Source organism: Ruegeria sp. SATB027, assembly GCF_059613825.1.
Window position 1 is genome coordinate 52,412 of record NZ_JBXWTH010000049.1, and the last position, 16,398, is coordinate 68,809.

Genomic DNA, 16,398 nt, shown 5'->3' on the forward strand with positions numbered 1-16,398 from the left:
CTGAGAATGAGCCGTATTGCAACCGTAATCTGTGCGGCCGTCGCCGTGGCCGCAGGCGGCTATTGGGTGTCGCTGTCAAATTCCAACACAAGTTTTCCGCTAGTCAGCGCCGCCGAGGCGCAAGAGGCGGACCTGGATACATCCACCATCATTGATATGGTTCAGGGCGCCGAGGGCGCGCCTGTCGAAATCATCGAATACGCATCCTACACCTGCCCGCATTGCGCGAATTTCCACAAGAGCGCGTATAAACAGCTCAAGAAGGATTTCATTGATACTGGTAAGGTCAAGTTCACCTATCGTGAGGTCTATTTTGATCGCTATGGTCTGTGGGCGTCAATGGTGGCCCGCTGCGCCGGTCCCGAGAAATTCTTTGGCATCACTGATCTGATTTACGAAGGTCAGGCAGAATGGACGCGCGCAGGTGGCCCTGCCGAGATCGTCGATGAACTGCGCAAGATCGGTCGTCTGGCAGGTATTGATGGCGACCAGCTTGAGGCCTGTTTGCAGGATGGCACCAAGGCGCGAACATTGGCCGCATGGTATCAGGAAAACGCTGAACGCGATGGAATTCAGGCGACCCCGTCCTTCATCGTGAATGGCAAGAAAGTCGACAATCAGTCCTACGCGGACTTCAAAAAGCTGATTGAAGCTGAGCTCGGCAGCTGACTCGACCCCAGCTGGCCCCGCCGGGGGCCAGCCTGGTTTACTTTGGTGAAGGGGCGGCTTTCAAAAGCATGTCCCTGACCCTGTCGGCGTCTGAAATCTGAAGCCGAACCGGCAAAGTGATCACCTTGCTTCGGAAAGCGGGGGGCAGGCGAACGGCGTCTTTTTCGGTGGTGACCATCTGAGCGCCCAGCAAACGCGCCTCGTTTTCCAGTCGGGTCATTAGGGCTTGTGTCAACGGCTGGTGATCGTCCAACGCCTCGGCCCGTACCAGATCCACACCCAGCCGCCGCAGGGTTTGGAAGAACTTTTCGGGATAGCCGATGCCTGCAAACGCCAACGCACGCGTTTCCGACCAATCCATACCGGTTTGCAGGGGTTCGACTGCCCCGGTGACATGAGGAACGGTCAACCGGCCTTTCCAGTTGTTGGCAAATACCTTTTGTGCCGCTTCTTCCCCCAAGGACAGTACAAGATCGGCCCGTTGCAGGCCGGTATCGACGGGCTCTCGCAATGGACCGGCTGGCAGGCATAAGCCGTTTCCAAATCCGCGCTGGGCGTCCACAACGATAATCGAGAAATCCTTGGCGACCGAAGGGTTCTGAAAGCCATCATCCAGAACGATCACTGTTGCCCCCGCTGCGGCCGCTGCACGCGCGCCCGCCGCCCGATCCTTGGCAACCCAGACCTCGGCAAACATCGCCAGCAACAGCGGCTCGTCCCCCACCTCGGCGGCGGTGTGCCTGCCCGGATCGACCTGCACCGGGCCTTCCAGTGACCCGCCATGTCCTCGCGTCACGACATGCGGTTTGTGCCAGGCATTACCCAGTTGTTCGATGGTCCAGATGACGGTGGGCGTTTTCCCGGTTCCACCTGCATTCAGATTGCCGATGCAGATCACGGGCACACCGGGATTTTCCCCTGATTTCGAGGCAATCCTGCGGGCTGTCGCTGCGGCATATAAGCGCCCCAGCGGGGTCAGCAGCCGCGCCCTCAGATCCGGCTGGTCCGGAGGAGTGTTCCAGAAATCAGGTGCCCGCATGATCTGCGCTCCGCTGGTCCAGAATATCCTGCACCATTTCGATGAGGGTGTCTGCCTGCGGCGCACCTTCGGTGATTATCTGCCATCCAGCCAAAGCCATGTCAGCGGCGCGGTCTGGTGCCAGAAGCTGTACGACGGCATCGCCCAACTCGGTTGCTGACTTGACCTCATTGGCTGCCCCTGCCTGTTGAAGGTGGGCGTAAAGCTCGTGATGGCGATGCACGAATGGTCCAGAAATTATGGCGGACCCCAGCGCGATTGCGTCGGACGGGTCCTGACCACCTGCGCCGCGTTCCAGTGAACTGGCCATGAACGTCACTGCCGACACCCGGTGCCACAACCCCAGATTTTCGGGGTCGGCAGTCAGAACGACCTGCGTGCTGTCTTCGATCAAGCCACCATCGTCCCAGTTGACACAGCGTAAATCCATCGTCTCCAGCCGCCGTTTTAGGGGGGCAGCCTCGTGAACGTCGGCGACGTGAAGTACCAGAACCAGCCGGTGCAACAGGCGCAATGCCTGACGATGTGCTGTCAGAACCGAAATGAACTCTTTGTCCTGCACCCAGGCAGCCAGCCAAACAGGCCGCCCTGCCAGCGTGTGGTTGGTTTCGATCAGCTCGTCTTCTGGCCAAGGTCTTGGATTTGGGCTGATGCGCAAAGGTGGCGATTCTTCGACTGTTGAAAACGGGATGCCAAGTCTCCGGATGTGCCGGGCGGTTTCAGAATTTGCAGTCAGTATCTTGCGAAAGCAGCTAAAGGTCACTCTGGTTATGTCTGGCAGCCAGCGCGCGTTCCGGGACAGTGCAACGGTAAATTGGGCGTCGAACAACACCAAGGGTACGGCCTGTTCATCAGCTCGGGTTATGATGTTGGGCATCAGATCACCACCGAACCAAATCCCGATACCTGGGCGCCAGTATTCGATAAAGTCACGCGCGGCCCCGCTCTGTTCCTGAGGCAGGTTGATCAGGGGAAAGCTGCATTCCGGCCAGGCAGACAGATCCGCGTCCGGCGGGGCGGTCAGTAGAAAGTGCAGCTCGGATCGGGACTGAAGCAACCGGCGGCAAAAATCACTCACCGCCCGCAGGCGGTCTGGCGTGGTGACGTGCATCCACACGACCTCGCCTTCGGGGCGTGGCAGGTCGGTTTTTACACCAACGCCGTTCCGCATTCTCCAGGACAGCACCCGATAAGCGGCAAGGCTTAATGAGCGCGGTTTTCTCATGCGCCGATTCCGGGCCCGATCGGGTCCAGCTGAGCCCACAGTTGCCCGTGGATCGCGGTGCTGGCGGCGATTACGCCATTCAGCCTGGGGTGGGCATTGTTGAAGATCAGCGGTTGACCCAAACGGTCTGAACAGACGCCGCCCGCCTCTCGGATGATCAGATCGCCAGCGGCAATATCCCATTCCCAGCTGGGGCGAAGGGTCAGCATGGCATCGAACCGCCCCTGCGCGACCAGAGCCATGCGATAGGCAAGCGAGGGACGGTATGCGCGGTGGAAGGCTGGAACATTCTGATTGCGCCAGTGCTGTGCGTCCAGATTTGGTTTGGCGGCCAGAACCTGCGATTGCAATAGCTCAGGCGTTTTCGATGTCGTGATCTTTTGCCCGTTGAGAGTGGCGCCCTGACCCTGCGCCGCAGCATAAAGCAAGTCGCGCATCGGCAGGTAGATTACAGCGGCAGTCACAATGCCATCGACTGCAACGGCCAGCGAATGCGCCCAGGTGCGCGCGCCTTCGGTAAAGCTGCGGGTGCCGTCAATCGGATCGACGATAAAGGCGTTGCTGCGGTTCAACCGCTCGGGCGAATCCTCGGATTCCTCGCTGAGCCAGCCATAGCCCGGCCGCGCAGTGCACAGCTTTTCTTCCAGCATCGCGTTGACGGCCAGATCGGCCTCGGTCACCGGACCGGCGCCACCGGGTTTGTCCCAACGCTGTGCTTGCGTTCCGGAGTAGCGTGTAGCGATCTTGCCGGCCTCAATCGCGGCCTCAATCAGAAGGGGCAGATCAGTTGCCGGCAAGTGTCATTCCTTCGATCAACAGCGACGGGACCACGCGCGACAAATATGGGCGCGCGTCATTGGCGGGAATGATCCGCCGCAACATATCACGCAGATTACCTGCGATGGTGCATTCGTTGACAGGATGCGTGATCACGCCGTTTTCGACCCAAAACCCTGATGCACCGCGGGAATAGTCGCCTGTATTGGGGTTGATCGTCGATCCGATCATGGACGTGACCAGCAAACCGGTGCCCATATCGCGCAGCAGATCTTCGCGACTGCGGGCCCCTTGCGTCAGGCTCAGGTTCCAGTTGCTGGGCGAGGGTGGGCCGGACACACCGCGCGCAGCGTTGCCCGTGGAGCCCATGCCCAGCTTGCGGGCACTCGACAAATCCAGCGTCCATCCTGTCAGGACACCGTTTTCCACAATCACCCGGCGCTGCGTCGGCAAGCCTTCAGCATCAAATGGGCGCGAGCCTGAGATGCGCGGGCGGTGCGGATCTTCGATCAGCGACAGATGCGCGGGCAGAACATCCTGCCCAAGACAATCCTTGAGCCAAGACGCGCCCCGCGCAATAGCGGCCCCATTGCTGGCGGCCAGAAGATGCCCGATCAGCGAAGACGAGATACGTTCATCAAACAACACCGGGAAACTGCCGGTCGCAGGTTTGCGCGCGCCAACCTGTTGCACAGCGCGTTCCCCTGCGGTGCGCCCAATCTCAGCCGCGTCGCGCAGGTCGGATTGAAACGTCCGGCTGTCACCGTCATAGTCGCGCTCCATCCCGGTGCCTTCACCCGAGATCGCAACACATGAGATGGATCGGCTGCTGCGCTCATACCCACCGGAAAACCCGTTTGTAGCCGCCAGATGCACCCGGTGCGTTCCGTAGCTTGCAGCAGCATCCGACACCTGAGTGACGCCTTTTACCGCCAGTGCTGCGGCCTCGGCGGTCAGCGCATCCTGCATCAGGCTTTCCGCGGACGGGGCCGGGGCAGTGTCCAGCAATTCCAGTGACTGAATATCCCAGTCACTGGCCAGTTGGCTTTTGTCCGCCAGCCCGGAATAGGGGTCTTCGGGCGCTTCTTTTGCCATGGCCACGGCGCGTTCGGCCATCGCCGCAAGGGTTTCCGGGCGGCTGTCAGAGCTGGACACAATGGCTGAGCGTTTACCCAAAAACACGCGCAAACCCAGATCGGCGCCTTCCGAGCGTTCCGCATGTTCCAGTGCGCCGCCCCGCACATCGACCGAGACCGAGGACCCTTCGAGAACGATGGCATCTGCTGCCTCTGCGCCTGCCCGGCGAGCAACATCGAGCAATTGTTGGCTGATTTCTTCTGGTGTGCGGGTCATGAGGTCTCCGGGTTGATTGCCAAGGACCTAGCCTCGCACTGCCCGCCCCGCAAGACCTGTGACCGGATTGGGCTGTGTGGATCGTGATTAATCCATGCCGCTACCATGTTTTGCACAAGGTTCCCAGGAATGGAAAGGGCCGCACTGCGCGGCCCTTTCAGATAGGTATCACTTGATACGCTGGCCATTCGCCAAAATCTGGCCGTCTTCGGTGAATTCGATGGTCGAGTTCAGGGTGTCAGGCTCATCGCCGGGGACAGCCATCAGACCCATCATCATCCGCGCGCCCAGCGCATCGTCATCCGAAATGAGGCCCATGCCGATCAGCGTATCGATCAGCTGATTGGCGCCAACAAGTTTCAGGTTCGCCACGCCGCTTGGGCTGGGCATTCCCCCAAACTCTTCTGTGTTCGAATTGTCGAAGGCGAAATCGCCATCACCTGTCAGTTTGGCACCAACCAACGAAACCAGAAGCTGGCTGATTTTCAGCGAATGCAGCTCGCCCGGAGCTTCGTCCGACTCAACGTCGATTTCTGGATCGAAGATGTTCATCAGAACTTTTGCCGTGCCGGTCGTGTCCAGCGCAATTGTCGCCGGATCGCGGGGCAGCGCGCCTGCCGGGTCAAAAATGCCCCACAGGACATCAGACATGGTGAAATCGGTCATGTTGAGGCCAAAGGCGAAGGGCTGTATTTCGTCCGATTGCTGGATCGGGAATTCGAAATTCAACCCTGCGCTGGCCATGGACAACTCGATCGGGAATGGCAGGTCTGCTGTTGTAACCGCCAGTTTGGTGCTGTTCTGCGCGATGTCATAGGCGATACGCTCGGCGTCGATGCTGGCGGCAAAGCGTCCACCCTCCGAGGTGCTGTTCATCGAGAACGCCTGGCCTTCGCTGGTCCCGCTCAGATCGGTGCTGCCGGATGCATAGGTAAACGTGCCATCAAAGGCGAAACCCGCTTGGTAAAACGCCTGCGGATCAGACATGTCAAAATCCAGCGGGATCACGTTTTCGCCTTCAAAGGCCAGTTGGCCCAGTTGGCCATTGATCAGCCCGCTTTCACCGTTTTCCGGATCCTGAAAGTTCAGGTCATAGGTCAGTGTATCGCTGTTGAATGTCTGGGTGATGTTTCGGTGTTCGCCGATTTGCATCCGCGACCGACCGGCCAGATCACCTGCCTCGACCGCGATGCTGAAAACCTCGTTCGGCAGCGGTTCGCCATCGACTTCAATCGAATCCAGTGAAATGCCCAGTTTGTCAGCAGTGTAGTCATAGGTCATGTCTTCGGGTGTACCCGAAACAACCATGTTCAGTTGGCTGTGCGAATAAATCACTTTGGCTGCAAACTCTTCATCATCGGCTTTTCCCGTGACATCCATGGGAAAGCTTTCGGGCAGTCCGATGGTAACGGTTCCGTCACCATTTTCGGTCAGCGTCATTTCAGGCATGACCATCTGGAACTGCCCGTCTTCTTCCGGAAAGGTCAAAGAAAGTGTCATGTTCGAAATAGTGGTGACGTCACCGGTGATGCTTTCGTCACCTGTAACGGTGTAGCCCATTGAAGTGAAATAGCTTTGCCAGTCGGACCAGACATCATTTGCAGTAAGGTCGGCGAACGCGCCCTGGGTCGCAACGGCGTAAGCCAGAACAGCACCGCAGCTGCGGTGGAAGAAAACGGACATAAGGTAACCCTTCTTGATCAATTTGCGGCGCATGGTCGGGGTTGTGGCACCTATCGTCAAGGGGGCAAGGGCTGGACCATTTCCCCGTTTCCGCGTTACGGCTGTTGCCGGGATCAACAACAATGCGTGAGGAGAGGCGAATGCAGGGGAAAACAGTTCTGATCACCGGGGCCAGCCGTGGCATCGGGGCCGAAGCGGGGCGCGTTTTTGCCGCAGCCGGCGCCAATGTCGCATTGGTGGCGCGCAGCCGAGATCAGATTGATGCCTTGGCCGCTGAACTGGTTGATCAGGCCATCGCGCTGGCCTGCGATGTCAGCGATTTCGCGCAGGTCGAGCAGGCTGTGGCCACATGTGTGGATCGGTTCGGTGGGCTGGATGTTCTGATTGGCAATGCCGGTGTGATTGATCCGATCTTTCATCTTACCAACGCCGATCCTGAGGCCTGGAGCAAAGCCATCGACATCAACCTCAAAGGTGTTTTCTACGGGATGCGTGCGGCATTGCCGGTGATGCGGGCCGCCGGGGGCGGAAGCATTCTGACCGTCTCGTCCGGCGCGGCGTCCAACCCGGTTGAGGCGTGGAGCCATTATTGCGCGTCAAAGGCCGGGGCAAAAATGCTGACGGAATGCCTGCATCTGGAAGAAGCCCAACACGGTATTCGCGCCATGGGGCTGTCGCCGGGGACGGTTGCCACGGATATGCAGCGGTCCATCAAGGCAAGCGGTATCAATCCGGTCAGTCAACTGGACTGGGACGCGCATATTCCCGCAGACTGGCCAGCACGTGCCTTGTTGTGGATGTGTTCCAAGGACGCGGATGAGTATTTGGGAACGGAAATCTCGCTGCGTCTGGAAGACATCCGAAAAAGGGTCGGGTTGATATGATCGACCTGAGGAAAGAGGATGGCCTATGGGTCGTTACGATCAACAATCCCGAAAAGGCAAACGCCCTGACCGGAGCGATGCTGAATGAACTGGTCGGGATTGCCGAGGCCGCAACCAGCGCGCGGGCGCTGATCCTGACGGGCGCGGGCAAAGTGTTCAGCGCGGGGGCCGATCTGGACGAGGCGCGCGCCGGTCTGGCCACCTCTGACGTCTGGGAAAGACTATCCGGTGCCATCGCCGCATTGCCCTGTCTGACCATTGCCGCGTTGAACGGAACTTTGGCTGGCGGGGCCAATGGCATGGCTTTGGCCTGTGACCTTCGCATTGCGGTGCCAACAGCCAAGTTCTTCTATCCGGTGATGAAGCTGGGGTTCCTGCCGCAACCGTCCGATCCGAAACGGCTGGCGGCTTTGGTGGGCCCGGCCAGAACCAAGTTGATCCTGATGGCAGGTCAGAAGATTACCGCGCAAGAGGCGTATGACTTTGGTCTGGTTGACCGGATCGTCGAGCCCGATCACCTGATGCAAACCGCGCGTGACTTTGTGGCAGACAGCGTGAACGCTGACCCCGTTATCGCCAGGGACATCGCAAGGATGTGTTCATGAGGATTTCGGCCGTTCGGTTACGGGTCGCTGACCCGGAAGGACTGGCCGTATTCTATCGCGACGTTCTGGGTATGCGGGTTGACCGGCAGGGGTCAGGTTACCGCGTCGGCTACAACTCGGAAGATGCGGACCTTCTGCTGTTGCCGGGTGGTGGCGGATACACCCATGACCGGGGCCAAAGATATTGGAAGATCGGAATTACCGTGCCGGATGTCGATCTTGCGGCAGCGCATCTGCGCGCGCTGGGTACTGCGGTAAGCGCGCCGAGCCAGTTTCTGGATATCGGGTATATGTGCCATCTGGCTGATCCCGAAGGGTTTGTCATCGAATTGCTGCAACATGATTTCGAAGGTAACAAACCGGCGCAGGCGGCGGACCGGGACGCTCCGTTTGCGCAGGCCCGGATCGGTCAGATAACCCTTCGGACCGGTGATATCGCAGGTGAAGACGCGTTTTGGCGCGCGCAAGGTATGTCCTTGCTGTCGATGCAGGAGGTGGCCCCCCATGGCTTTGATCTGCATTTCTACGCCTTTACCGACGAAACCCCTCCAAACCCCGATCTGTGGGCCGTCGAGAATCGCGAATGGTTGTGGAAGCGACCGTATTCGACATTGGAGTTCCAGCATCTTGCGGGTGCGCAGTTTGCGCCCGTACCGGATTACCGGGGAATAGAAGTCGAGGGGTTGGCCGCACCTTTGAAAGACGCCTTTGGCGATCCGGTCCTGCCGGGCTGATCACCTGTTGCGTCGCTTGCCCGGGACTTTCGACCGAAATCCGGGTGGGCGTTTACGCACCCAGATCAGGAATTTCTCAAGCCTGGGATGCGCGCGCAAGGCTGCGACCGTGTTGTAACTGCGCGCCAGTTCGGCCTCGGTCAGGGTGGCATGGACCTCTTTGTGGCAAATCTGGTGCAGAAGAACGGTGGGTCCGCCCTTGCCTCCTTTGAGTTTTGGGATCAGATGATGCAGGCTGCCACCCCCACTGGGGATCGGGCGGTCACAGAGCGGGCAGATCGGATCGTTGTTCGCCATGATGGTTTGAAACTTGCGTCGATGGACGGCGAAGGCAAGAGGGTGCGAATGGCGCAGGCAGTGGTGATCGGAGCAGGCCCCGCAGGGTTGATGGCGGCCGAGCAACTGGCCGAGGCCGGGCATTCCGTACTGGTTGCCGAAGCCAAGCCCTCGGTTGCGCGCAAATTTCTGATGGCAGGTAAATCGGGGCTGAACCTGACAAAGGACGAACCGCCTGAGACACTGATGCGGTCGTATGCCAATGCGGCGGACTGGTTGTGCCCGATGATCACCGCCTTTGATGCGCAAGCCGTGCAGCACTGGGCGCGTGGATTGGGCCAGACATTATTCACGGGCTCCACCGGGCGGGTATTTCCCGAGGCCATGAAGGCGTCGCCCTTGTTGCGCGTATGGCTTGCGCGACTGGACGCAGCAGGGGTTGAGATCAAAACCCGTTGGCGATGGAAAGGTTGGGAAGCTGATGCGCTGGTATTTGAGACCCCGGACGGGCCGCAAAACCTGATTGCTTCTGTAACCGTGCTGGCGCTGGGCGGGGCAAGCTGGGCCCGCCTTGGGTCGGATGGTCAGTGGGCGCAAATCTTGTCCGGCAGGGGCGTGGAACTGGCATGGTTCGAACCTGCGAATTCAGCCCTGTCTGTGGACTGGAGCCCTCATATGCAGCCACATTTCGGGGCGGCGCTGAAATCGGTTCGGTGGATGGCCGGTGACCTGGGTAGCCGCGGTGAGGCCGCAATCTCGGCAACCGGGCTGGAGGGAGGCGGGCTTTACACCCTCACCCCTGCTTTGCGCAAAGGGCAGCCACTTTATGTCGATCTGGCACCTGATCTGGACCTTCAATCCTTGCGGGCGAGATGGTCGTCCAGGAAGTCGAAAACCACGCTTTCGCAATGGATGAGAAAATCGTTGAACCTGTCACCGCAGAAGATTGCCGTGTTTCACGAGATGGCAAAACGCAGTCAGTTGCCGCTGCCCGGCGAAGTGGAGGTTCTCAAGAAACTGCCAATCCTGCACGCGGGGCTGCGACCGATGGATGAGGCCATTTCGACGGCAGGCGGCGTGAAACGATCCGCGTTGGATGACGGGTTGATGCTGAAAACCATTCCGGGTGTATTCTGCGCAGGTGAGATGCTGGATTGGGAAGCGCCAACCGGGGGCTATCTTTTGACGGCCTGTCTTGCCACGGGTCGCTGGGCCGGTCGGGCTGCTGCCGATAGGCTGGATCAGGTCAGATAACTCAGCGCGACCGCGCAAGCATCGCCAGACGAATCATTGCGCGCTCGACCAGTGCCATTGAAGGGGCTGTCTGTCCGGCGGATCGCAGGGAGAGGTCGATATCCGTCAGAACGGTCAGAGCAGTTTGCAGCTTGGGCGCCCCCCAGCCCTGTGCCTGACGCAGAATACGGTCACGGCGTTTCCCGTAAACTGGCGGACGCAACTTACCGATACCCTGCGCAGCACCACCGGGATCCGAGGCGCAAGCATAAAGTGTGCGGAAATGCCGGGTTGCCCCAATGCACAGGGTTACCCCGTTGGTGCCTTGTGCCTGCAACCGCCGGATCAGCGGCCCGATCTCACCGGTGCGGCCTTCGGCCACCACGTTCAGCACGTCGTCAAGCGCCGCCTCGGTCGAACGCGGGGCGCAGGCTTCGATGTCTTCCATGGTCAGCTCAGAGTTGTCACCACGCTTGTAAAGCGACAGTTTCTCAACGGTTTGGGTGAAGTCACCGGGGCTGAGACTGTTGGCCAGTTCGCTGATGGCAGACATGACATCGCGGGGAATGCTTTTCAGATGCGCTTCGGTCAGAACCCGCTCGACCTCTGCGCGCGATGGCGGGTCGTCATAAATGCCTATCGCATATGCCGCAGGATGCCCCTCGAACGCTTTGCGGATTTTCGAGTTCGGTTTCAGCTGACCAGCCGTCACGATGATCTGAGCGTCGCCGGGGACCCAATCTTCAAGCGCGGCCAGAATCGCAGGCGCGGCGGTTTCGGTGGCGTCTTCCACAAACACCGCACGCGGGCCAGGGAAAAACCCAACTGCCTTGACAGCGTCCAGCAGAGACGCCGGATCGCCGCGCAAATCACCACCCAGCAGGCGGGTCAGGCGCATTTCCTCTTCCGCGCCGGGACCAAGCAGTGCGGCCAGAACCTGTTGCCGCTTAAGCGCCACCCGCATGGCATCCGCACCATAGATCAGCAGCCCGGTCTTGTCCGCATCCGGCTTGGCGAAATACCCGTCAGCCTCGCGCGGGCTCAACTTCATTTGGACAAGCCCGGTGTTGAATACAGGCGGTTCACGATATGCCCGGACAGGATCACCATCAGGCGTTCTTTCGCATCGCGTTCGTCAGCCAGCGTCGACACGGTGGAACCCGAAGCAGAATAGCCCACAAAATCGGTTACGGTGCCGGACGCCGCGACTTGCCCGGTTTCGTTGGATTTCAACGCGTATTGCGCCCGTCCATCAATCGTGTACCGCGTTGTCTCGTTCGTCGTGGTGATGGCCGCGCCGCGGATTTCGGTCGAGACCTGAACATCCAGAGTGTAATCGCTGACAGATCCCGCGCTGCGGCCCAGTTGGTGTTCAAGGTTCTGAACCAGAAGATAGCTTTCGACGGTATTTGGCGCAGATACCGCCACCCGACCGAACAAGGCAGAGCCCGACCCGCCCGGAGCATAAACCGGTTGGAAGCCGCAGGCAGCCAGTACCAGCGGCATCACAAGCAATGTTCTGCGATCAAACAACGACATTCACAATCCGGCCCGGAACAACGATCACTTTTTTCGGCGCGTTGCCATCCAGCGCCTTTTGGACAGCTTCGGTGCTGAGCGCGATATTTTCAACCTCGGCTTTGTCCATATCTTTCGGAACGCTGATTTCCGCGCGACGCTTGCCGTTGATCTGGATCGGCAGGGTGACGGTGTCATCAACCAGCATCGCCTCATCTGCGACGGGCCATGGGGCGACAGCCACTAGGCCCTCACCGCCCTGATGCGCCCAGATATCTTCCGCCAGATGTGGTGTCATCGGTGACATCAACTGGGCCAGAGTTTTGATCGCTTGTTTCTGAGCCGCCGCACCGGCCTTGGATTTTGCCAGTGTATTGGTGAAAGCATAAAGCTTGGCGATGGCGGCGTTGAAACCAAAGCTTTCGACACCCAATGTCACGTCGCGGATGGTTTTGTGCATCTCGCGCAACAGGTCCTCATCGCCTTCGCCCGCTGCATTGGCGTCCATAGCGCCGATCCTGTCGCATAGGTTCCAAACGCGATTCAGATGCTTATAGGCGGCTTCGGCCCCTGCCGCCGTCCATTCCACGTCTCGCTCGGGTGGCGAATCGGACAGCACGAACCAGCGGGCCGTGTCGGCCCCAAAGGCAGAAATGATGCTGACTGGATCGACCACGTTTTTCTTGGATTTCGACATCTTGGCCGAAGGGATGATTTCGACCTCAGTACCATCGGCCAGTTTGCCGTCGGTCACATCCTCGGGCAGGTGATAGACCGGCCGTCCGTTGGCGTCGCGCGTCTGGTAGATCTCATGCGTCACCATGCCTTGTGTGAACAGCGCGTCGAACGGCTCGATGGCCTTTTGGGGCAAGTGACCGGTGAGGTTCATTGCCCGCGCGAAGAAGCGTGAATACAGCAGGTGCAGAATCGCGTGTTCAATGCCGCCGATATACTGGTCGACATTCATCCAGTATTCGGCCTCGTCCAGATCGGTGGGTGTTTCCGCACGCGGAGCGGTGAAACGGGCGAAATACCACGACGAATCGACGAAGGTATCCATCGTGTCGGTCTCGCGCTTGGCCGGTGCGCCACAAGACGGGCAGGCGCAATCGCGCCAGGTCGGGTGTCGATCCAGCGGATTGCCGGGTTTGTCGAATGTCACATCGTCGGGCAGGCGGACCGGCAGGTTTTCCTTCTTCTCGGGCACCACACCGCAGCTTTCGCAATGCACGACGGGAATCGGACACCCCCAATAGCGCTGACGGCTGAGGCCCCAGTCGCGCAGACGGTATTTGGTGACACCCTCGCCCCAACCCGCTTTTTCAGCAAAATCGACGGTGGCGTTGATCGCCTCGTCACCTGTCGCTTCGGTCAAACCTGCAAAATGGTTCACCCAGCGAACTTTCTCGGTTTTCGGCGGGACGAATGCAATTTTGTCGACCGGCGTGTCGTCATGCAGCGCAAAGAAGGTATCGACCACAGGCAGGCCGTACTTACGGCAGAAGTCGAGGTCGCGCTGGTCATGTGCAGGGCAGGCAAAGATTGCGCCAGTGCCGTAATCCATCAGGATGAAATTGGCGATCCAGACCGGCAGTTCCCAGCTCGGGTCCAGCGGGTGCTTGACCTTGATGCCTGTATCAAAGCCCAGCTTTTCGCCAGTTTCGATGGCTTCTTCCGTGGTGCCACCTTTGCGACATTCGGCCACAAATTCAGCCACTTCGGGGTTTTCGGCCTCAAGCTGTTTTGCGATCGGGTGATCGGGCGAGATGCCAACGAAAGATGCGCCCAGCAGCGTGTCGGGGCGGGTTGTATAAACGGTGATCGGCTCTCCGCCATCAGTGCGTTCAAAGCCGAATTGCAGACCGCGCGACTTGCCGATCCAGTTCTCCTGCATCAGGCGCACCTTGGCGGGCCAGTTGTCCAAAGTGTCCAGCGCGTCCAGCAATTCTTCGGAATAGTCCGAGATCTTGAAGAACCACTGGGTCAGTTCGCGCCGCTCTACCAATGCGCCCGAACGCCAGCCACGACCATTTTCAACCTGCTCGTTGGCCAGAACGGTCATATCGACCGGGTCCCAGTTCACCACAGCGTTTTTGCGATAGACCAGCCCGGCATCAAGCATATCGAGGAACAGCGCCTGTTGTTGGCCGTAATACTCGGGGTCGCAGGTCGCGAACTCACGTGACCAGTCGATGGACAGGCCAAGTGGTTTCATCTGATCGCGCATGTCTGCGATGTTGCTGTAGGTCCAGTCCTTCGGATGACCCCCGATAGCCATCGCGGCATTTTCCGCAGGCATCCCGAATGCATCCCAGCCCATCGGGTGCAGCACGTTGTGACCCGTCGCCAATTTGTGCCGCGCGATGACGTCACCCATCGTGTAGTTGCGCACATGCCCCATATGGATTCGGCCAGACGGGTAGGGAAACATCTCAAGCACATAGTATTTCGGCTTGTCCGCCTTGTGGTTGGCGGTGAAGATCCCGGCCTTGTCCCAGGCCTCTTGCCATTTTGCTTCGATTTCGGTGGCCGAGTAGCGCGACATTTTGCGGTCCTTCGTGAATGAAAACGCCGGGTAGGAACCCGGCGCGGTAATATTGTGATTTTCGGCGGGTTGCTAGAACTTGTTGTCCGCTATGCGTAGCTGTCGGGCGCGCGACAGAATCGCATCCTCGACTGCGCGGGATGTTGCAGCGCTTACCGGGGCCCCTCCGCTCGATTGCAGCGCAACCGACAACGAGCGCGCGGCAAGCGCCGGATCGCTGATATGAACAGTAGCCCGGTAGGATCGGCCGCCGCCCGGAGGTGTGCCGTAACCCGTTACGATTACACCGGTAAACGGATCAACCTCCTGCACAGGCAGGAAGCTCAGTACATCCAGTGAAGCCGCCCACAGATACCGGTTTACGTTTGTGGTCTGTTCGGCGGTGCTGCGGTCGAAAATATCCCAGATTGTTGTCCGCTCGGGATCATTCAGCTCCTGTTCGTCCGAATTGCCGCCAGCGAGGTTGGGGGAGTACGTTGTCGAAGTGTTTCGATTCTGCCCACATGCCGAAAGAGCGGCGGTCAGCAGGATCATTCCCAAAATCGTCGGCAGGCGCATTGTAAACAGGTCCTGTTTCACTTGTTCTACAGTATTCAGGGGATACTCCTAGCCAAGGACCCCCGCTGCAACAAGTCCATTCTTCTGAAATGTAAGTGTATCAGCTGCATCAGGGCGAAAACTGACTGTGGCATCCTTGCACCAATTTGACCTCAATGACTCTTCCGCCTTTATGCCAAGCTTGCGCAAAGGGGGCAAAAAGAGCGAAACGGTGTCCGTGCTGAGACATGTGCCGAGGCATGTGTCGAGTAGATAACTCTTTTGAAACCGAGGGAAACAAGATGAAAAAAGTTCTCTTCGCAACTACGGCGCTGATCGCGACCGCAGGCGTTGCAGCAGCTGAAGTTAACTTCAGCGGTTATGGCCGTTTTGGTATTGGCTACCGTGAAGATCGTTCGACTGCACCTAACGTAGACGACACCATTCTGGTATCGCGTTTCCGTCTGAACATCGACGGCAGCACCGAAACCGATGGTGGCGTTCGCTTTGAAGGCCGTGTTCGTCTGCAAGCTGACGAAGACAGCAGCACAGGCGAAGCAAACACCGCTGGCCTGAACGGCGCACGCTTCTCGGTCATCTACGGTGGTCTGCGTGTTGACGCGGGTAACGTCGCAGGTGCCTTCGACAACCTGGCAAACTACTACGGCAACGAAGTAGGTCTGGAACTGTTCGCAGGTCAGTATTCGGGCGTTGACTACAGCTTCCTGGGTTACTCGTCGACCGGCGCAGGTTCGAACGCTGTGTTCTTCCAGTACGCTGTTGGTGACTTCGCATTCGGCGCGTCCTACGACACAGACGGCATCAACGGTGCAGACCGCTGGGATATCAGCGCAACCTACACCTTCAACAACATCACTGCCGCTCTGGCTTACGGTCAGACCGACTCGACCGTTGCTGGTCAAAGCGATCCGAGCCTGACCGTTCTGACCCTGGGTGGCGAATGGGGCGACTTCTCGGGTACACTGTTTGTTGCTGACGACGCAACTGAAGTTGCTTCGACAGACGGTACTGCATGGGGTCTGTCGGCTGCCTACAACCTGGGCGCTGCAACCACCCTGCTGTTCACCTACGGTGACGGTAATGCGTCTGCTGACACTCAGCAGGTTGCTCTTGGTGCGATCTACGACCTGGGCGGCGGTGCATCGCTGCGCGGTGGTATCGGTGTCAACGACTGTGACAGCTGCGCAGACTCGACGCTGGTTGCTGACTTCGGTGCTCAGTTCAACTTCTAAGCTGATCTGAACCGCAAGGTTTAAGGGCGGGTCTTCGGACTCGCCCTTTTCTTTTGCGCCGACTTGG

General features: G+C 59.0%; 16 protein-coding genes. 6 read left to right on the plus strand and 10 right to left on the minus strand.

The genetic code is table 11. The annotated features are described in order from the left end of the window. Positions 1-6 precede the first annotated feature (6 nt). A complete protein-coding gene (locus AC2FPW_RS15680) occupies positions 7-669 on the plus strand; it encodes a DsbA family protein (RefSeq protein ID WP_267365070.1) in 663 nt (220 codons plus the stop codon). A gap of 37 nt (positions 670-706) precedes the next feature. Here the strand turns inward: AC2FPW_RS15680 and lpxK are convergent, their stop codons facing one another. From lpxK to AC2FPW_RS15705, 5 genes are all read right to left on the minus strand, one after another. Continuing rightward, positions 707-1,708 (minus strand): tetraacyldisaccharide 4'-kinase, encoded by a 1,002-nt coding sequence (gene lpxK, locus AC2FPW_RS15685; protein ID WP_480488582.1) that lies wholly within the window; start codon positions 1,706-1,708, stop codon positions 707-709. After that, on the minus strand, positions 1,695-2,933 hold the full coding sequence (locus AC2FPW_RS15690; RefSeq protein ID WP_496814435.1) for a 3-deoxy-D-manno-octulosonic acid transferase: 1,239 nt from the start codon (positions 2,931-2,933) through the stop codon (positions 1,695-1,697). Before AC2FPW_RS15690 ends, lpxK begins: the two co-directional genes overlap by 14 nt. Next, complete coding sequence (locus tag AC2FPW_RS15695) at positions 2,930-3,730, minus strand: inositol monophosphatase family protein (RefSeq protein WP_496814436.1); 801 nt, start codon at positions 3,728-3,730, stop codon at positions 2,930-2,932. Before AC2FPW_RS15695 ends, AC2FPW_RS15690 begins: the two co-directional genes overlap by 4 nt. Then, entirely contained in the window at positions 3,717-5,063 is a 1,347-nt protein-coding gene (locus tag AC2FPW_RS15700; protein WP_496814437.1) for a TldD/PmbA family protein, read from the minus strand. Before AC2FPW_RS15700 ends, AC2FPW_RS15695 begins: the two co-directional genes overlap by 14 nt. Before the next feature lie 168 nt (positions 5,064-5,231). Then, entirely contained in the window at positions 5,232-6,746 is a 1,515-nt protein-coding gene (locus tag AC2FPW_RS15705; RefSeq protein WP_496814439.1) for a DUF2125 domain-containing protein, read from the minus strand. 140 nt (positions 6,747-6,886) lie between these two features. Here AC2FPW_RS15705 and AC2FPW_RS15710 point away from each other — a divergent pair, with 140 nt between their 5' ends. From AC2FPW_RS15710 to AC2FPW_RS15720, 3 genes are read left to right on the plus strand one after another with little or no spacing between them, the layout of a single operon-like run. Beyond that, positions 6,887-7,630 carry an SDR family oxidoreductase gene (locus AC2FPW_RS15710; protein WP_496814441.1) on the plus strand — a complete coding sequence of 248 codons (744 nt, stop codon included), beginning with the start codon at positions 6,887-6,889 and terminating at the stop codon, positions 7,628-7,630. Next, complete coding sequence (locus AC2FPW_RS15715) at positions 7,627-8,235, plus strand: enoyl-CoA hydratase/isomerase family protein (RefSeq protein ID WP_496814443.1); 609 nt, start codon at positions 7,627-7,629, stop codon at positions 8,233-8,235. Before AC2FPW_RS15710 ends, AC2FPW_RS15715 begins: the two co-directional genes overlap by 4 nt. Continuing rightward, the gene (locus tag AC2FPW_RS15720; protein ID WP_496814445.1) at positions 8,232-8,969 is read left to right on the plus strand and encodes a VOC family protein; all 738 of its coding nucleotides are present in this window, start codon (positions 8,232-8,234) and stop codon (positions 8,967-8,969) included. The genes AC2FPW_RS15715 and AC2FPW_RS15720 overlap by 4 nt, the downstream gene beginning before the upstream one ends. Here the strand turns inward: AC2FPW_RS15720 and AC2FPW_RS15725 are convergent, their stop codons facing one another. After that, positions 8,970-9,266: an HNH endonuclease gene (locus AC2FPW_RS15725; RefSeq protein ID WP_209599595.1), complete on the minus strand. Its 297-nt coding sequence runs from the start codon at positions 9,264-9,266 to the stop codon at positions 8,970-8,972. Positions 9,267-9,314: 48 nt separating this feature from the next. Here AC2FPW_RS15725 and AC2FPW_RS15730 point away from each other — a divergent pair, with 48 nt between their 5' ends. Then, complete coding sequence (locus tag AC2FPW_RS15730; RefSeq protein WP_496814446.1) at positions 9,315-10,499, plus strand: TIGR03862 family flavoprotein; 1,185 nt, start codon at positions 9,315-9,317, stop codon at positions 10,497-10,499. Position 10,500: 1 nt separating this feature from the next. Here AC2FPW_RS15730 and holA read toward each other — a convergent pair whose 3' ends face one another. The 4 genes from holA to AC2FPW_RS15750 all read right to left on the minus strand — a co-directional run bounded on the left by holA (position 10,501) and on the right by AC2FPW_RS15750 (position 15,099). Further along, on the minus strand, positions 10,501-11,529 hold the full coding sequence (holA, locus tag AC2FPW_RS15735; RefSeq protein ID WP_496814447.1) for a DNA polymerase III subunit delta: 1,029 nt from the start codon (positions 11,527-11,529) through the stop codon (positions 10,501-10,503). Next, positions 11,526-12,017: an LPS assembly lipoprotein LptE gene (gene lptE, locus AC2FPW_RS15740; protein ID WP_496814448.1), complete on the minus strand. Its 492-nt coding sequence runs from the start codon at positions 12,015-12,017 to the stop codon at positions 11,526-11,528. Before lptE ends, holA begins: the two co-directional genes overlap by 4 nt. After that, a complete protein-coding gene (gene leuS, locus AC2FPW_RS15745; protein WP_496814450.1) occupies positions 12,004-14,541 on the minus strand; it encodes a leucine--tRNA ligase in 2,538 nt (845 codons plus the stop codon). Before leuS ends, lptE begins: the two co-directional genes overlap by 14 nt. 72 nt (positions 14,542-14,613) lie before the next feature. Continuing rightward, complete coding sequence (locus tag AC2FPW_RS15750; RefSeq protein WP_209504982.1) at positions 14,614-15,099, minus strand: DUF3576 domain-containing protein; 486 nt, start codon at positions 15,097-15,099, stop codon at positions 14,614-14,616. A gap of 281 nt (positions 15,100-15,380) precedes the next feature. Here AC2FPW_RS15750 and AC2FPW_RS15755 point away from each other — a divergent pair, with 281 nt between their 5' ends. Further along, entirely contained in the window at positions 15,381-16,331 is a 951-nt protein-coding gene (locus tag AC2FPW_RS15755) for a porin (RefSeq protein ID WP_480506423.1), read from the plus strand. Positions 16,332-16,398: the final 67 nt, after the last annotated feature.

Coding starts and splice junctions, on each gene's coding strand:
- AC2FPW_RS15680 (WP_267365070.1), top strand. CDS start 7: ATGAGCCGTATTGCAACCGTAATCTGTGCGGCCGTCGCCGTGGCCGCA.
- lpxK (WP_480488582.1), bottom strand. CDS start 1,708: ATGCGGGCACCTGATTTCTGGAACACTCCTCCGGACCAGCCGGATCTG.
- AC2FPW_RS15690 (WP_496814435.1), bottom strand. CDS start 2,933: ATGAGAAAACCGCGCTCATTAAGCCTTGCCGCTTATCGGGTGCTGTCC.
- AC2FPW_RS15700 (WP_496814437.1), bottom strand. CDS start 5,063: ATGACCCGCACACCAGAAGAAATCAGCCAACAATTGCTCGATGTTGCT.
- AC2FPW_RS15705 (WP_496814439.1), bottom strand. CDS start 6,746: ATGTCCGTTTTCTTCCACCGCAGCTGCGGTGCTGTTCTGGCTTACGCC.
- AC2FPW_RS15710 (WP_496814441.1), top strand. CDS start 6,887: ATGCAGGGGAAAACAGTTCTGATCACCGGGGCCAGCCGTGGCATCGGG.
- AC2FPW_RS15715 (WP_496814443.1), top strand. CDS start 7,627: ATGATCGACCTGAGGAAAGAGGATGGCCTATGGGTCGTTACGATCAAC.
- AC2FPW_RS15720 (WP_496814445.1), top strand. CDS start 8,232: ATGAGGATTTCGGCCGTTCGGTTACGGGTCGCTGACCCGGAAGGACTG.
- AC2FPW_RS15725 (WP_209599595.1), bottom strand. CDS start 9,266: ATGGCGAACAACGATCCGATCTGCCCGCTCTGTGACCGCCCGATCCCC.
- AC2FPW_RS15730 (WP_496814446.1), top strand. CDS start 9,315: ATGGCGCAGGCAGTGGTGATCGGAGCAGGCCCCGCAGGGTTGATGGCG.
- holA (WP_496814447.1), bottom strand. CDS start 11,529: ATGAAGTTGAGCCCGCGCGAGGCTGACGGGTATTTCGCCAAGCCGGAT.
- lptE (WP_496814448.1), bottom strand. CDS start 12,017: ATGTCGTTGTTTGATCGCAGAACATTGCTTGTGATGCCGCTGGTACTG.
- leuS (WP_496814450.1), bottom strand. CDS start 14,541: ATGTCGCGCTACTCGGCCACCGAAATCGAAGCAAAATGGCAAGAGGCC.
- AC2FPW_RS15750 (WP_209504982.1), bottom strand. CDS start 15,099: ATGCGCCTGCCGACGATTTTGGGAATGATCCTGCTGACCGCCGCTCTT.
- AC2FPW_RS15755 (WP_480506423.1), top strand. CDS start 15,381: ATGAAAAAAGTTCTCTTCGCAACTACGGCGCTGATCGCGACCGCAGGC.